The sequence below is a fragment of the Sphingorhabdus contaminans genome, from assembly GCF_007280415.1.
Lineage (GTDB): Bacteria > Pseudomonadota > Alphaproteobacteria > Sphingomonadales > Sphingomonadaceae > Sphingorhabdus_B > Sphingorhabdus_B contaminans.
Map to the genome: position 1 here is coordinate 1,108,122 of NZ_VKKU01000002.1, position 15,921 is coordinate 1,124,042.

The following is a 15,921-nucleotide window of genomic DNA, read 5'->3' on the forward strand; positions in this document are numbered from 1 at the left end:
CATCGGCGGCGCAGGACCATTTCCGATTTCTGGTCTGCATCTCTTAATATGCTGAATCCTGCCAGCACCTTGGCGGGGGTCGGACCGTGGATGCTGGTGTCCGCTGCGGTTATGACTTTTGGTGCCGCCTATGTCCGGGGACTGACCGGCTTTGGCATGGCGATCATTCTGGTCCCGATGCTGGGTCTGATTGTCAGCCCAGGCGAGGCCGTGGTGCTGGGTATCTTGCTGCAAGTGTTGATCGGACCTGTCGGGCTGCGGATCATTTATGCCGATGCCCACCGCCAAAGCGCACTGACAATTGCCGCCTTCGCGGTACTCGCCACGCCACTCGGTATCTGGTTTTTAAAAGCTGTCACGCCCGATGTGGCACGCCTCCTGATCGTGCTGATCGCCATAGGCGCCTTTGTTCTCGTGCTTCTCCCGCCACGCGGTGAAGTGCGGCCCGGTGTCAAGGAAACCGCCATGACAGGGATCGCTGCAGGTATATTAACGGGCTTTGCAGCCATGCCCGGGCCACCTGTCGTGCCCTATTATCTGCGCCAGCCGATCCCGCCTGCTGAAGCGCGGGCGTCCATGATGCTTGTATTTTTCGCAACGGCAATTGCCGGCACTCTATCCGCCTTTGCATTGGGCTTGGCGAGTTGGCGGTTGTTCTGGCTCTCACTCATTTTATTTTTACCCATGTTGGCGGGAAACTGGCTGGGGGCAAAATCATTTGGCCGGGTTCCGGCGAATCTGTGGCGTATGTTTGTGGCGCTGATTTTGGGATTGGCCGCGATTTCAGCGGTAGTCAGGCTTTTCTGACTTGCGAAACGGATAGGCGATTTAAGGGCATATTAAACTCTGTTGCCGTGCCGTTAACCATAAGCATTATGATGGCATTTGTGATCTTAATTTATCACATTTTACATGAAAGCGCTTTTTCTGTCCCTGTTGCTGGTTGCAACGCCTGCCGCGGCGTTGAACGAAGGGCTGCAATGCGTGCCCTATGCGCGCGCCTTGTCGGGCGTATCGATTTACGGTGACGCCCATACCTGGTGGGGTCAGGCAGAGGGTAAATACGCCAGAGGTAATGAGCCTGAAATAGGGGCCGTGCTTGCGTTCCCGCCACATGGAAATATGCGGTTGGGCCATGTCGCCGCCGTCCGGCGCATCGTGGATGATCGCACAATCATCATCAGCCACGCAAACTGGTCGACCATCGGTGGTGTGCGTGGCCACATCGAGGAGGACGTCCGCGCTGTGGACGTATCCGAAGCCAATGACTGGAGCCGTGTCCGCGTCTGGTACACCCCCAATGAGGCGCTGGGCAGCACGGAGTGGCCGGTGCACGGTTTCATTTATCCCAAAAAACGTCGCAGCGAAGCGGAGGCACGAAAAGCCGTCGCTATGCTGCTGAAAGACCGCACTATCCCGGATCTGCCATCTGCGGCACCAGTGCGCATGGCCGAAGCGGCAATGCCACCGATCAAACCGGCCACGTCAACAGCAAAGGCCAAAGCCGGCTTCGGACTTTCGGGTGATCTTCTGAAAGATATCGACCGCAAGGCTGCCAAGGAAATGAAGACGGTACCTGCTCCGGCAAAGCCGGTACGCCTTGCTTCGGTTGAAAAGCTGATTGCGAAACTTCCCAAAAGCTAAAAACTAGCGTCCGAACTTCTTCTGCACTTTGCCATAACGCAATTTGCGTGTGCCGGGTTTTCCTTCTGTCGCGCGTCCCTTGGGGGCTGTGACTTGCATGTCGGTCGGCAGACCCAATTCTGTCGCCTCCAGCGAACGAATCTCGTCGCGCAACCTTCCTGCTTCCTCGAACTCCAGATCGGCTGCGGCTGCGCGCATCTTCTTTTCGAGTTCCTCGATATAGGCCCGTAAATTGTGGCCGACGAGGTTGTTGGCACCCTCGGCATCGATCTCCACCAAGACGGAATCCCGGCTGGCGGTGTCGGCGACGATGTCGTGGATATTCCGCTTGATGGTGGCAGGGGTGATGCCGTGGAGCAAATTATACTCGCGCTGTTTTTCCCGGCGACGATCCGTTTCGCGGATGGCGCGTTCCATGCTGCCGGTCATGCGGTCTGCGTAAAGAATAACCCGCCCGTCGACGTTGCGCGCCGCCCGTCCGATGGTCTGGATCAGGCTGGTTTCACTGCGCAGGAATCCTTCCTTGTCGGCATCCAATATGGCAACCAACCCGCATTCCGGAATATCGAGGCCTTCGCGCAACAGATTGATACCGACCAGCACGTCATAGACCCCGCGCCGCAAATCGCGGATCAGTTCGATACGCTCCAAAGTTTCCACATCGGAGTGCATGTACCGTACTTTCAATCCGGCTTCGTGCATGAATTCGGTCAGGTCTTCGGCCATCCGCTTGGTCAGCGTGGTGACAAGTGTGCGATACCCCGCTTCTGCCGTTTTGCGGCATTCGTTGATACAGTCCTGCACCTGATCCTCAACCGGCTTGATCTCGACAGGAGGGTCGATAAGGCCGGTGGGTCGGATTACCTGCTCGGCAAAGACGCCGCCCGATTGCTCCATTTCCCAACCGCCGGGGGTTGCCGACACGCAGACAGTTTGCGGGCGCATCACGTCCCATTCGTTGAAACGGAGCGGCCGGTTGTCGATGCAACTCGGCAGACGGAATCCATATTCGGCCAAGGTCAGCTTACGCCGGTGGTCACCCTTGGCCATCGCGCCGATTTGCGGCACGGTCTGGTGGCTTTCGTCGACAAACAGCAAAGCGTTGTCGGGAAGATACTCGAACAGGGTCGGTGGCGGTTCACCGGGCAAGCGGCCGGTCAGGAAGCGCGAATAATTTTCGATTCCCGCACATGATCCCGTGGCGGCAATCATTTCCAGATCAAATTGCGTTCGCTGCTCCAGGCGCTGCGCCTCCAGCAATTTGCCTTCGGACACAAGCTCCTTCAACCGCTCGGCGAGCTCGAATTTGATTGCCTCGCTCGCCTGCTTCATGGTCGGCCCAGGCGTCACATAATGGCTGTTGGCATAGACGCGGACACTGTTCAGCTTTACGCCCGTCGTACCTGTAAGGGGGTCGAATTCGGCAATTTCCTCAATCTCGTCGCCGAAGAAACTGATGCGCCAGGCCATATCTTCATAATGGCTCGGGAAAATTTCCAGATTGTCACCCCGGACCCGGAAATTGCCCCGGGTAAAGGCGGTGTCATTCCGTTTATACTGCAAAGCAACCAATTTGCGGATCAGTTCCCGCTGGTCGACATTCTCGCCCTTTTTCAGGTCGAAGATCATCGCCGAATAAGTTTCAACCGAACCGATACCGTAAATGCACGACACCGATGCCACGATCAGCACGTCGTCGCGTTCCAGGAGAGAACGCGTAGCCGAATGCCGCATGCGGTCGATGGCTTCGTTTACCGACGATTCCTTTTCGATATAGGTGTCGCTGCGCGGAACATAGGCTTCGGGTTGGTAATAATCATAATAGCTGACAAAATATTCGACAGCGTTGTCGGGAAAAAAGCTTTTGAACTCGCCATAAAGCTGCGCTGCCAAGATCTTGTTGGGGGCAAGGATCAGCGCGGGGCGCTGCAACTCTTCAATGACCTTGGCCATTGTGAAGGTTTTACCGGAGCCCGTGACGCCCAGCAGAACCTGGTTCTTTTCGCCCGCCCGGGCCGTTTCCACCAATTCGCGGATTGCCGTTGGCTGGTCGCCAGCGGGTTCATAATCCGATACGATACGAAAGGGTTTGCCCCCTTCCATCTTGGGCGGGCGTTCGGGCTTGTGCGGTGTGAAGCTGCCGACGGTATCCGGTTCTTCAAGCCCGCGGCGGATAATGAGTTCGGCCATGTTCGCTATATGTGCTTTTTGAAGGGGAGGGGCAAGGGGGCGATACGTCCGCTCGTCCGATAATCCGCCTTATCCTTGTTGCCTTTTCGCGCGTGTAGGGACAGAAGAAGGCACCAAACAAAAAACGGGAGGTCAAACCCATGCGAAAGTTTCTCATATTGGGCGTTGCCGCGCTTGCTATTTCGGCATGCTCGGACAAGGGCGCCGACGCCGACGGTGACGGCAAAATTTCCAACAGCGAAGCAAATGCGGAAATGTCTGACGGTGGCGCAATGGCGATGAAGCCCGGTCAATGGGAAGTAAAAATCAGCTTTGACAAGATTGATGCACCGGGCCTGCCAGCAGAACTGCAAGGCAAGATGAAAGAACAGATGGGCAAGGGGATTGTGCAGAGCAGTTGCCTGACGCAGGAACAAGTGGATAAGCCGGGCAGCGATTTCTTCGGAGGTACGCCTGAAGCAAATTGTTCCTTTGACGATTTGAAAAGGTCCGGCGACACGATGAAAGTGGCGATGACATGCAAGCCAGGTGGCAATATGGTCATCAAGAGCAGCATGGACGGCAAATTTGCTGCAGAAACCTATACGATGAAAATCGACCAGAGCACCGAAGGTACACCGATGGGCACCGTCAAGATGACGGGCAAGATCGAAGGCAAGAGAATAGGGGACTGCCCGGTATGACAAAGCTCAGGGTCGCAGCTGGAGTTTTGGTGGCGTGCATGACACTCATATCCTGCTCGGATAATGGGGCCGACAAGGATGGCAATGGTGTCGTCGATAGCGAAGAGCGTGCTGCCGAGATGGATTATGATGCCTTTGTCCCGATGAAGGCCGGACTGTGGGAAACGAAATTCGTGTTTTCCGATATCAATGTGCCATCGCTGGGCAAGGCGCAGAAACAACAGATCATGGACGAAATTGCCAAGGGCGCTTCGAACCGGAGCTGTCTGTCCGAAGCCGAAGCCAAGAAGCCGGGCGCAGACTTTTTTGGCGGGGATGGTGCCGAAAAATGCCTGTACAAGGCCTTCGATGTTTCGGGGCAGAATGTGCATATGAAGCTGAGCTGCGGCATGGATGGCATGGGCAGCATCGATATGCAGTTGGCAGGCGTGATGGGCGATACCGCCTTCAACTACGAAAGCGAAGTCGATGTCCGTTTGCCCATGATCGGAAAGGTCAAGATGAAGGGCAATGCGATAGGAAAGCATATCGGGGACTGTCCGGCGCCATGACGGGGTTGGGCCGGATCCTCGCGGGGCTGTTGCTTCTGGGATTTGCCCAAATAGGCCCAGCCCATGCCAAAAAGGCGTCGGAACGGCCAATAGAGCCCGCAGAGATAAAGGTCGTTTTTACAAAATCGACCATAGCGACCGAATATGTCCGGGGAAATGCCGGGGTGTCCGGCCGCAAGGTCACGATAAACGATCCTGTGCGCGTCGCCTCCATTTCCAAGCTTGTGGTGGCTTTGGCCGCTATGCGCCTTGTTGAGCAGGGCAAGCTGGATCTCGACCGGGATATCAACGCCTATCTCGGTTGGAATGTCCGCAACCCCGCCTTTCCCGATGCGCCCATAACCCTGCGGCATCTCTTGTCGCACCGGTCGGGCTTGCGGGATAATGTGGATTATACTGTTCCGCTGGACGGTGATTTGTCGCAGGTGCTTGCCGCGAACAAGGCGTGGGAACTGCGCTACCCGCCGGGTGATTATTTTGCCTATGCCAATATAAATTCGCCGCTGATTGCTGCGGTACTCGAAGGGGCGACCGGCGAACGGTTTGACCGGCTGATGGCCCGGCTGGTGCTGGAGCCTTTGAAACTCGACGCCTGCTATAACTGGGGCGCGGGATGCAGAGCGGGTCGCCGGGCACAAGCGGTAACGCTGCTGCGGCCCAATGGCGATCTGGCGCGTGACGCGCCGATGAAAGGCAAAGACCCCTGCGCTATCTATCCTGCATCCAATGGTAGCTGCGATGTCGATGCCCTGTACAAATTGGGCCGCAACGGTTCGGCTTTCAGTCCGCAAGGCGGCTTGCGCATTTCGGCACGCGATCTAGCGAAGATCGGCCAGCTTTTACTGAATGATGGCGCGCCGCTGCTCTCGTCCAAATCCTTTGCTGAAATGTTGGGCCCGGCCTGGACCTTCGATGGCAGCAATGGCGACGATGACAAGGGGTACTTCAAAGCCTACGGTCTCGGCGTACACTGGCTGGACGACGGCAAAGGCGGGCAATGGATCGGTCATGTGGGTGAAGCCTATAGTCTTCGGGCGGGTTTCTGGGTGAACAGGGCGTCCGGCAAGGGCTTCGTCCGCTATGTCACCATGGTCGATGAATTTGCACCGGTAGGCCATTGCTTCGACCAATGCCCGTGATAGAGTTAAGGGAAGACAGGGGGAAAAGAGATGCTGGGATATATTACATTAGGGTCAAACGACCTGGCTGCAGCCCAGGCTTTTTACAGCAATCTGGTGCCGGTGATCGGCGGAAAAGAGCTGATGCGCTTCAGCGACAGCTTTATCGTCTACGGCGTCAGCCTCGACAAAGCGGGCATCGCCATTACCACCGCCTATAATGGCGAACCGGCGACGCCGGGCAACGGCAATATGGCGGCGATTGTTGTTCGGGACCGGGCGCAGGTAGACGCCCTTTACAACAAGGCAATCGAGCTGGGCGGCACCTGCGAAGGCCCCCCGGGACTGCGCGGGGATGAAGGGCCCATGGCCTTCTACGCTGCTTACTTCCGCGATCCCGATGGTAACAAATTATGCGCATACAGAATGGGGCCAGCATGATGAAAAAGTCGATGATATTGGCGTTGGTTGGCAGTGCTCTCCTGACCGCACCTGTAACGGCGCGCCCGGATTATTCCGCTTCGGTGAAGGCGGATTATGACAAGTCGCTCGCCGCGCTGTGGGACCATTTCCACCGCAATCCCGAATTGTCGTTCCGTGAATACAAAACCGCTGCACGCATGGCGCAGGAATTGCGCGCTGTACCAGGCATGGTGGTGACAGAGAAAGTTGGCGAGACGGGCGTCGTGGGCGTGCTGAAAAATGGTACCGGACCAGTGGTTCTGGTGCGCGCCGACATGGATGGCCTTCCGGTTCAGGAACGCTCCGGTCTCGCTAACGCGTCAACGGTTCGGCAAGTGGGTGTGGATGGGCTGGAAATGCCGGTCATGCATGCATGCGGCCATGATGTTCATATCACCTCGCTCGTGGGTACGGCGCGGCAGCTGGCATCGCTGAAGGACCGCTGGAAAGGGACGGTGGTCTTCATCGTGCAGCCGGCAGAAGAACGGGTCGGCGGTGCAGCGGCGATGATAAAGGATGGCCTATACACCCGTTTCCCGAAACCAGACTATGCGCTTGCCTTCCATGTCGCGGCCGAACTCGAAACCGGTAAGATCGCAGCGTCGGAAGGCATTCAATATTCCTCCGCCGACAGCGTGGACATCCGCGTCCCCGGTATTGCCACCCATGGCGCAGCGCCGCATCTTGGACGTGATCCCGTCTATATTGCCTCGCAGATTGTGGTTGGCCTGCAATCCATCATCAGCCGTGAAAAAGGTCCGCTTGACGCAGGCGTGATCACGGTCGGGGCGTTCCATTCGGGTACCAAGCACAATATCATTTCGGAATTTGCAGACCTGCAGGTAACGGTTCGGGCGAACAGCAAGGATGTCCGTGACAAGCTGATCGCGTCGATTGAGCGCGTGGCTGTCGGTATCGGCCGAGCCCATGGCCTGCCCGAAGACAAGTTGCCCATCGTCAAGGTAACCGAATCAACGCCGGTTACCGTGAATGACGCCGCTCTCGCCCGCCGCTTGAATGGTGCCATTGCCAATGCACTTGGTGCAGATGTTGTTGTGCCATTCCGCCAGACCAACATGGGGGCCGAAGATTTCGCCTTTTTTGTCGATCCGCAGTTCAAGATTCCAGGCTATTATTTCGCCGTCGGCGGGACAGCGCCGGAATGGATCGAAGCGGCGAAGAATGGTGGCAAGCCCGTTGCAGGACATCATTCACCGCTCTTCAAGATCGACCCTGAACCGTCCGTGCGTCTGGGTATCGAGGCGATGACCGCGGCGGTGCTCGATTTGCTTGGCCCGACCAAAAGCTGATGCCCATTGCGGTGGCAGCTTAAGTGGCCCGAAAATCACGCGACTGGTTCGATGAGGAAGAGGCGTCCGCGCCGCCCGCGCTCCACTGCTGGCTGTGCAGGCGCGAGATGGGCAGTGTAACCGAATGGCACCATCCGGTTCCCAAAAGCCGGGGCGGGAAATCGCGCGAACCTGTCCATCCGATCTGCCACCGGACCATCCACGCCAATTTCACGAACAGTGATCTGGAGAAGCGCTATTCGACAGCCGATGCGCTGTTGGCGCATGAAGAAATCGGGCGGTTTGTGGCGTGGATAGCCAACAAACCGCCCGACTTTAATGCCCCGACGAAAGACCGCCGTTAGCTATGCGCTGCGGCCTCTTCGCCCTTTGTTTTCCATAGCGAATAGAGGATACCGCCAAGGATGAGGCCGAAGGTAACCGCCAGACTTAATACCGGCGGGAACTTGTCGCCGCCCAGAATGAAGTCGGCGACAAAGATCTTCGAACCAATGAACACCAGCACCAGCGCGAGCGCATATTTCAGATAGTGGAAACGATGCACCATCGCCGCGAGGGCAAAGTAAAGCGCACGCAGACCCAGTACCGCCATGATATTTGACGTGTAAACGATGAACGTATCGGTCGTGATCGCGAAGATCGCCGGCACCGAGTCGACCGCAAACACAAGGTCAACAACGTTGATCACAACCAGCGCCAGGAACAATGGCGTCGCGGCCAATGCCATTTTGCCTGTCTTGCTGTCGGGCAAGCGGACGAAAAACTTCTGTTCGTGCAATTCCGGCGTGACCCGCATGATGCGCGATATGAATTTCACCGCCGAATTGTTGGCAACGTCCATCGGCTTTTCGCTGGCAAACAGCATTTTGACACCGGTCGCGATCAGGAACACGGCGAAGAAATACAATATCCAGTTGAACTGCTCCACCAACGCCGCGCCCAGCGCAATCATCACACCGCGCAGTACGATGACGCCGATAATGCCCCATAACAGGGCGCGATACTGATATTTGGGCGGGATCGAGAAAGTGGCGAATATCAGGCCGATGACAAAGATGTTATCAATGGACAGGGCCTTTTCGATGAAGAAGCCCGTATAATATTTCATTGTCAGGTCGGCACCGATTTCGGCACCGAATGCCGCCGTTTTCTGGAAATAGACCCAGACGCCAAAGGCGAGTGCGATAGAGATATAGAAAGCGGAGAGCTTAAGGCTTTCGCCGATGCCCATCTCCTTGTCTTCCTTGTGCAGGATACCAAGGTCAAAGGCAGTCAGCGCGACAACCAGACCCAGAAAGGATATCCAGAACCAGACAGGCGTTCCGAGCCAGTCCATTGTAAGAAATTCCATTTTGCATTCCCTGTTAGAAATTCAAAACGGCACCATGTGGGCGTACCACATGGTGCCGTGAAAGATATGTTGTCGTTTAAATCTTCTGCGGATGCAGACGCGACTTGCCTCCACGACCAATGGCGCTTTTCTGCAGCCGGTCTTTGACCGCCAGCTTCAGCCGCTTCAGCTTCTGGATCCGGAAAACATCCGGCCAGCGCCGCTTCAGCTCGGCACGTAATTCACGGTCGAGTTTCTGATGAAACTGCATCAGTCGAAATGAAGAAAAAGTCATAAAATCATCCTCTTTGAACTTGTTGTGGTTCAATCGGATGCTCCGGCGACCGGAATGGCAGGGTTTCGGGGGTTTGGAGGGAGGACCGCCAAGCCAGTGCACCGGAAACATCCGATGCGGCCGACATCACGTTTCTCCGAAAAGAAGCCAACGCCAGAGGGGCCCGGTCCGCCCTTATTATATGGAGTGATTCGTTCCGATTTGCAAGTGTGTTTTTGGCTTAAACACACTCAACTTATCGATTTAATCTCTCAATAGGTCGTTAATTGCCGTCTTTGCGCGGGTCTGTGCGTCCACCCGCTTGACAATGACGGCGCAGGAAAGGCTTGGCCCTGGGCTGCCATCTGGCAAGGGTTTGCCCGGCAGCGACCCCGGAACGACCACCGAATAGGCAGGAACGCGGCCTACAAATATTTCGCCGGTGGTGCGGTCGATAATCTTGCTGGTGGAACTGATGAAGACGCCCATGGAAAGCACAGCGCCTTCTTCCACAATTACGCCCTCCACCACTTCGGAGCGTGCCCCGATGAAACAGTTATCTTCGATGATGACCGGACCGGCCTGTAGCGGTTCCAGCACCCCGCCTATCCCGACACCGCCCGACAAATGGACATTCTTGCCGATCTGCGCGCAGCTACCGACAGTCGCCCATGTATCGACCATGGTGCCTTCATCAACACGGGCACCAATATTGACGAAGCTCGGCATCAAAACGACGTTTTTTCCGATGTGGCATCCGTGACGAGCCACCGCGCCAGGGACAACACGAAAGCCGGAATCGCGAAACCGGTTTTCGCCCCAACCGGTAAATTTGGACGGCACCTTGTCATAAGCCGGCGCACCCGAAGCGCCGCCATCCACCACCACATTGTCGTTCAACCGGAAGGATAGGAGTACCGCCTTTTTCAGCCATTGGTTGACCTGCCATTGGCCATCGACCTTTTCCGCGACGCGGAACCGGCCGTCATCGAGACCGGCAAGAGCGGTGTTGACTGCATCGCGCACCTCACCCTGCGTCGCCGAACTGATCCCGTCGCGGGCATCCCAGGCGTTGTCGATGATAGTGGAAAGCTGGTCTGTCATGGTGCTCTTTCAAGGCTGTGAATTGCGGAGAGCCATTCGGTCACATCGGCAATTTCATGGTCAATATGATCATCATGGCCACCGCTATCAGCTTCGCCATCATGTTTCACCCAAATTGTGGTCATGCCCATCGCTTTCGCAGGAACAAGATTATGGGCTGAATCCTCGACAAAAAGTGCGCGGGCCGCGTCTATCTTCAGCTCGGAACAAAGCGCTTCGTAGCTGATGCTATTCGGTTTGGGCCGATGCGCCATGCGGTGGATGTCAAATACATCCTCAAACACACCGGACAGTCCACGTATTTCCAGCACACGCTCTGCATAGGGTGCATCGGCATTTGTAAAAATCAGCTTCCGGCCGGGCAACGCTTCGATATGGGCGCGCAAGTCCGGCGCCGGAAGCAACAAGGACAAGTCGACGTCATGGACGAAATCGAGATATCCATGCGGGTCGACCCCATGCTCATGCATCAACCCGCCCAGCGTCGTGCCGTATTTTTTCCAGTAACGGTAGCGGATATCGTGTGCCTCTTCCGGGCCAATCCGGAAATGGTTCTGCACGAAAAGGGCAATACGATCCCGCACCTGCGCCATGATATTGGCATTCGGCGGATAAAGGGTCAGATCGAGATCGAAAATCCACGTATCGATATGTGAAAAAGCCGGATTCATATCCGGTCGCCTAGCCATCTATTGCCAATAGCTCAACTAGGCCGTGAACTCTTAGACATCTTCGCCATCTTGGCGCCTCGACGACGACACTCATAAGTTCGCGGCCTAAAGATGGTCCCGTTAATTTTTGCGAAAGCGGTCCGTACCTAATATACCGATCGAAAATGGGGAAGGTTCGAACTGTTATGCGTGCAACCAATAATCGCCGGTCCGTAGTTATTGGCAGTTCGGTCGTTTTTGCACTGGCGCTTTCGGCCTGTGGTGGCGGAGGTGGTGGTGTAAGTTCCACGCCCGCGCCGCCCGCTGCCCCGCCGGTCGTTGCGCCGCCACCGCCACCGCCGCCCCCATCTCCTCCTCCCCCGCCGCCGCCACCGACGACCAATTTCGCAACGACGGAGTTCAACCGTTCGGACGGACCCGGCTTTCATAATGCCATCACCGCTTATCAGGCCGGGGCATCCGGGCAGGGGATTATTGTTGGCGTTATCGATTCGGGTATCGACCCCAATAGCCATGAGTTTACCGGACGAATCCATCCGCAGTCCGGCGATGTGACGGGGGCCGGACGTCCCCTAGGTGATGATGATGGACACGGCACCGAGGTCACGCGTGTCATTGCGGCTGCGAAAGATGACCGCGACACCCATGGCATCGCGTTCAATGCCAGGATCCTTGCATTGCGTGCCGACCAATCGGGCAGTTGCACCACACCAGCGCCCGGCGAGGACGAGGCAAGCTGTTCCTTTTTTGATTCCGCAATCGCCGCCGGTGTGAACAGGGCGGTCGACAACGGCGCGCGGGTGATCAACATCTCGCTTGGCGGGGCCGGAGGTGCCAATTCAACCCTGCGCGCCGCGATAAACCGCGCCACAGCCGCAGGGATCGTCGTGATCGTATCAGCGGGGAATGAAGGCAATGATGCCTCACCTGCCTTTGATCCGAATAATCCCAGTCCTTTCGCGCAAGCGTTGGTGGCCAATGGTAATGGCCTTGTGATCATTGCGACATCGGTGGATGATCAAGGCGTCATTTCGGACTTTAGCAACAAGGCGGGTATCTCTCAAAGCACGGTCCTTTCCGCTTTGGGCGAAGGCATTTGTTGCGAATATCAAAATGACACGATCTACAGGTTTCAGCAGAACGGGCAGACGTTCGTCCGGGTGTTTAACGGAACATCCTTTGCCGCACCGCAGATTTCTGGTGCCGCTGCCTTGCTGGCGCAGGCATTTCCCAATCTGACGGGGCAGCAAATCGTGAATCTGCTGCTGACCAGCGCGCGCGATGCCGGCGCTGCGGGTACCGATGCCATTTACGGGCGCGGCATTCTGGACATTGCGCGCGCTTTTGCGCCCGCAGGCACGACTTCGCTTGCAGGAACGACAACCGTTGTTCCTCTCGCCGGAAATGGCGGCACAACCTCCGGTCCGATGGGCGATGTTGCGCTGTCCAACCGCCCTGTTGAAGCGGTGATCCTGGACAGTTATGGGCGGGCTTATGACATCAATCTGGCCCACGGATTAAATGCCACTACGCCGCGTCTTCGCCTGACGCCCGCTTTGATTGATCAGGGACGTTCGGTCAGCTTCGGCGCCGGATCGACGCAAATCGCCTTCTCCATCCGGGGGGACCTGTCGGGCGCCGTGGATGTATTGCCCCTCGCTCTCTCCGACAGTCAGCAGCGCCAGGCGCGCGTTCTTGCCGGACGCGTCAGCGCGGAAATTGCCCGCGACACGCGGTTCAGTCTGGGTATCCGGCAGGCGGCAGCAGGACAGGTTGCGGCATTGCAGGATATGCAAAGCGGGTCATTCCTCACTGCGAGCGAAGCCCGGCTGGAGAGCGGATTTGAACGCCTGCCGGGCAGTTCATTTGCGCTCCGCCGGGAAGTTGCCGGCTTTGGCCTGACCGGAAGTGTTGAAATGGGCGACGCCCGTCTTTTTGAACGAAGTGGCATTGAATTCAGCCGCAGCGGTACGCATCGCTATCCCTATTCGACGCTAGGTTTCTCATTGGATCGCCAGTTCGCGGACGCGAAAATCGCTTTGGGTGCAAACTGGATGCGCGAGGATGAGACAATATTGGGTGCCCGTTTTGCCCAGTTTATCGGACAGAATGGCGCGCGCTCGCTCTTTGTTGATGGCAATGGAGAAGTAGCACTGGGGTCAAACTGGCTTTTGGCCGCAAGCTGGCGGCAGGGCTGGACCTATGCGCAAGGGGGCGGAAGCATTGGCGGAAACAGCCTGCTAAAAAGCAACGCCTTTTCGATGGACATTGCGCGGTCCAACGCCATTGCCAGCGGTGACCGGCTCGCCTTCCGTGTGGCACAGCCGTTGCGCGTCACCGGCGGCGGGCTCGCGCTGAATGTGCCTGTGTCGTATGATTATGCGACGTTGACGCCCACTTTCGGCATCCGCCAATTCAGTCTAGCGCCCAAGGGGCGTGAAATCGCGAGCGAGCTTGCATGGATGGTTCCCCTGACAGGAGGATATTTTTCTTCGAATATCTTCTGGCGGCAGGAACCAGGCCATTTCGAAAATATGCCTGATGACGTCGGTGTCGCCTTCCGGCTCCAATATGATTTTTGATCGCCTGGCCTAAACGGTAAAGCTTTCGCCGCAGCCGCAACTGCCGGTCGCGTTAGGATTGTTGAAGACGAAACCAGCGGAAAACTCGTCTTCGATCCAGTCCATGGTGGAACCGACCAGATAGAGGACGGACCCGCCATCGATGTAGAGCACGCCGCCGGGTGTCTCGATCTTCTCGTCGAAGGGAACCGCTTGGGTGACATAATCGACCGAATAGGCAAGACCCGAGCAGCCGCGCCGCGGGGTAGAGAGTTTTACACCAATCGCATCTGCCGGCGCCTTGGCCATCAGTTCCGCTATGCGTGCTTCCGATGCGGGGGTTAGCGTAACCGCAGCAGGACGTGCTCGTGTCTTCACATCGCTCATAACATTCCAAGCTCCAGACGGGCTTCATCGGTCATATTGGCCGGGCTCCATGCCGGTTCCCAAACCAGATTCACTTCGGCGTCGCCGATACCCGGAACGGCCCCTACACGCAGTTCCACTTCGCCCGGCATGGATTCGGCGACGGGGCAATGCGGTGTGGTCAGCGTCATCGAAATCAGGGCATGTCCGTCGTTGATCTCGACATTGTAGATGAGGCCAAGGTCATAGATATTGACGGGAATTTCAGGGTCGTAAATTTCCTTCAGCGCGGCAATCACAGCCTCATACAGATCGCCATCCGGCTCTCCAGCAGCAGGCGCAGCCGGCTTCTGCGCCAGAAAGCCTTCCAGATAGTCCTTCTTGCGCTCGAATGTTTCGGCAGCCGTTTCGACCCGTGCTTTAGGCGGCTTCTCCACGCTTTCGACTTCTTCCATGCGGATGCCATCGTCGCTCATCCGAAAATCCTTTTCACTCTTTCAAGGCCGCGCACCAAGGCCGCGACATCGCTTTCATCATTATAAATACCGAAACTTGCCCGCGCTGTTGCCGGGACGCTCAGATGGTCCATCAACGGCTGTGCGCAATGGTGCCCCGCACGGATGGCCACGCCTTCTTCGTCCAATATGGTGCCGATGTCGTGCGGATGCACCCCTGCCATCGAAAAAGACACAATTCCCGCCGACTTTACAGGGCCGAAAAGTGTGATCGAATTGATGCTCCGCAACGCGTCCCGCGTCTGCGCAGCAAGGGCGCTTTCATGCGCGAAAATATCTTCTGGGCCGATGGCATCGACGAAATCAATGGCTGCATGCAACCCCAGCACCTCAATGATCATCGGTGTCCCTGCCTCAAACCGGGAAGGGGGCGGGGCGTAGCTTGTCTTTTCAAAAGTGACGCGGTCGATCATCGCGCCGCCACCCTGCCAGGGGGGCATGGATTCAAGCGTTTCCGCCTTTGCCCAGAGGACGCCGACCCCTGTCGGGCCATAAAGCTTGTGTCCCGAAAAGACATAGAAGTCGCAGCCGAGTTCCGCCATGTTCAACCGCATCCGTGGTGCCGCCTGACAGCCATCCAGCAACAGCTTTGCGCCTACGGCATGCGCCGCCTTTGCCGCCCGCTTCGCACCGAGCACCGAGCCGAGCACATTGGATACATGGGCCAGCGCGACCAGCCTGTGCTGTTCGGTCAGATTTTCTTCCAGCCAATCAAGATCGACCAGCCCGTCTGCTGTCAGCGGACATATATCGATATGCGCGCCGACCTTTTCGGCAACCATCTGCCAAGGCACGATGTTGCTGTGATGCTCCAACTGACTGAGCATGATGCGGTCGCCCGCTTTCAGATGTGCACCGCCCCAGCTCTGCGCGACGAGGTTGATGCCCTCTGTCGCGCCGCGCACGAAGATAATCTCGTTGGCCGAAGCTGCACTCATGAAGCGCGCCACGCGTTCCCGGGCGGCTTCGAATGCGACGGTCATATGGGCAGAGCGGGCGTAGACGCCGCGATGCACGGTGGCGTAATTGGTGCCGCCCGCGCGCATCATCGCATCGAGTACTATCTGCGGCTTTTGCGCGGTCGCGGCCGTGTCGAGATAGTGCCAGTTGTTGGCAAGGCCAGGGAATTGTTCACGCATCTC

General features: G+C 57.1%; 17 protein-coding genes. 9 read left to right on the plus strand and 8 right to left on the minus strand.

The genetic code is table 11. From position 1 onward, the window contains the following. Positions 1-48: 48 nt before the first annotated feature. Both FOM92_RS13575 and FOM92_RS13580 read left to right on the plus strand, forming a co-directional pair. Entirely contained in the window at positions 49-807 is a 759-nt protein-coding gene (locus FOM92_RS13575) for a sulfite exporter TauE/SafE family protein (protein WP_246087305.1), read from the plus strand. Between the two features lie 105 nt (positions 808-912). Beyond that, positions 913-1,644 carry a CHAP domain-containing protein gene (locus tag FOM92_RS13580; protein WP_143777365.1) on the plus strand — a complete coding sequence of 244 codons (732 nt, stop codon included), beginning with the start codon at positions 913-915 and terminating at the stop codon, positions 1,642-1,644. A 3-nt stretch (positions 1,645-1,647) separates the two neighbouring features. On the opposite strand, the gene uvrB is transcribed toward FOM92_RS13580, so the two are convergent. Next, positions 1,648-3,834 (minus strand): excinuclease ABC subunit UvrB, encoded by a 2,187-nt coding sequence (uvrB, locus tag FOM92_RS13585; protein ID WP_143777366.1) that lies wholly within the window; start codon positions 3,832-3,834, stop codon positions 1,648-1,650. Positions 3,835-3,974: 140 nt separating this feature from the next. Here uvrB and FOM92_RS13590 point away from each other — a divergent pair, with 140 nt between their 5' ends. The 6 genes from FOM92_RS13590 (at position 3,975) to FOM92_RS13615 (ending at position 8,302) form a co-directional block, all read left to right on the plus strand. After that, a complete protein-coding gene (locus FOM92_RS13590; RefSeq protein WP_143777367.1) occupies positions 3,975-4,517 on the plus strand; it encodes a DUF3617 domain-containing protein in 543 nt (180 codons plus the stop codon). Then, the gene (locus FOM92_RS13595; protein WP_143777368.1) at positions 4,514-5,068 is read left to right on the plus strand and encodes a DUF3617 domain-containing protein; all 555 of its coding nucleotides are present in this window, start codon (positions 4,514-4,516) and stop codon (positions 5,066-5,068) included. Before FOM92_RS13590 ends, FOM92_RS13595 begins: the two co-directional genes overlap by 4 nt. Beyond that, positions 5,065-6,207 carry a serine hydrolase domain-containing protein gene (locus tag FOM92_RS13600; protein ID WP_143777369.1) on the plus strand — a complete coding sequence of 381 codons (1,143 nt, stop codon included), beginning with the start codon at positions 5,065-5,067 and terminating at the stop codon, positions 6,205-6,207. Before FOM92_RS13595 ends, FOM92_RS13600 begins: the two co-directional genes overlap by 4 nt. A 30-nt stretch (positions 6,208-6,237) precedes the next feature. Further along, positions 6,238-6,627 (plus strand): VOC family protein, encoded by a 390-nt coding sequence (locus tag FOM92_RS13605; protein WP_143777370.1) that lies wholly within the window; start codon positions 6,238-6,240, stop codon positions 6,625-6,627. Next, complete coding sequence (locus tag FOM92_RS13610; RefSeq protein ID WP_246087306.1) at positions 6,624-7,958, plus strand: M20 metallopeptidase family protein; 1,335 nt, start codon at positions 6,624-6,626, stop codon at positions 7,956-7,958. Before FOM92_RS13605 ends, FOM92_RS13610 begins: the two co-directional genes overlap by 4 nt. Positions 7,959-8,065: 107 nt before the next feature. Then, positions 8,066-8,302, plus strand: a complete 237-nt coding sequence (locus FOM92_RS13615) for a hypothetical protein (protein ID WP_143777874.1) — start codon at positions 8,066-8,068, stop codon at positions 8,300-8,302. Here FOM92_RS13615 and FOM92_RS13620 read toward each other — a convergent pair. The 4 genes from FOM92_RS13620 to FOM92_RS13635 form a co-directional block, all read right to left on the minus strand. After that, positions 8,299-9,309 (minus strand): TerC family protein, encoded by a 1,011-nt coding sequence (locus tag FOM92_RS13620; protein WP_143777371.1) that lies wholly within the window; start codon positions 9,307-9,309, stop codon positions 8,299-8,301. The genes FOM92_RS13615 and FOM92_RS13620 overlap by 4 nt on opposite strands. Positions 9,310-9,385: 76 nt before the next feature. Continuing rightward, positions 9,386-9,583 carry an HP1242/YdcH family protein gene (locus FOM92_RS13625; RefSeq protein WP_143777372.1) on the minus strand — a complete coding sequence of 66 codons (198 nt, stop codon included), beginning with the start codon at positions 9,581-9,583 and terminating at the stop codon, positions 9,386-9,388. A 243-nt stretch (positions 9,584-9,826) separates the two neighbouring features. Beyond that, on the minus strand, positions 9,827-10,666 hold the full coding sequence (gene dapD / locus FOM92_RS13630) for a 2,3,4,5-tetrahydropyridine-2,6-dicarboxylate N-succinyltransferase (RefSeq protein ID WP_143777373.1): 840 nt from the start codon (positions 10,664-10,666) through the stop codon (positions 9,827-9,829). Then, positions 10,663-11,337 (minus strand): pyrimidine 5'-nucleotidase, encoded by a 675-nt coding sequence (locus tag FOM92_RS13635; protein ID WP_143777374.1) that lies wholly within the window; start codon positions 11,335-11,337, stop codon positions 10,663-10,665. The genes dapD and FOM92_RS13635 overlap by 4 nt, the downstream gene beginning before the upstream one ends. A 185-nt stretch (positions 11,338-11,522) precedes the next feature. On the opposite strand from FOM92_RS13635, the gene FOM92_RS13640 reads away from it, so the two are divergent. After that, complete coding sequence (locus tag FOM92_RS13640) at positions 11,523-13,919, plus strand: S8 family peptidase (RefSeq protein WP_143777375.1); 2,397 nt, start codon at positions 11,523-11,525, stop codon at positions 13,917-13,919. A 9-nt stretch (positions 13,920-13,928) separates the two neighbouring features. On the opposite strand, the gene FOM92_RS13645 is transcribed toward FOM92_RS13640, so the two are convergent. The 3 genes from FOM92_RS13645 to FOM92_RS13655 are packed head-to-tail and all read right to left on the minus strand — an operon-like array spanning position 13,929 to position 15,918. Further along, positions 13,929-14,285 carry a HesB/IscA family protein gene (locus FOM92_RS13645; protein ID WP_143777376.1) on the minus strand — a complete coding sequence of 119 codons (357 nt, stop codon included), beginning with the start codon at positions 14,283-14,285 and terminating at the stop codon, positions 13,929-13,931. Next, positions 14,282-14,740: an SUF system Fe-S cluster assembly protein gene (locus tag FOM92_RS13650; protein WP_143777377.1), complete on the minus strand. Its 459-nt coding sequence runs from the start codon at positions 14,738-14,740 to the stop codon at positions 14,282-14,284. Before FOM92_RS13650 ends, FOM92_RS13645 begins: the two co-directional genes overlap by 4 nt. Then, positions 14,737-15,918 (minus strand): SufS family cysteine desulfurase, encoded by a 1,182-nt coding sequence (locus FOM92_RS13655; RefSeq protein ID WP_143777875.1) that lies wholly within the window; start codon positions 15,916-15,918, stop codon positions 14,737-14,739. Before FOM92_RS13655 ends, FOM92_RS13650 begins: the two co-directional genes overlap by 4 nt. Positions 15,919-15,921 lie beyond the last annotated feature (3 nt).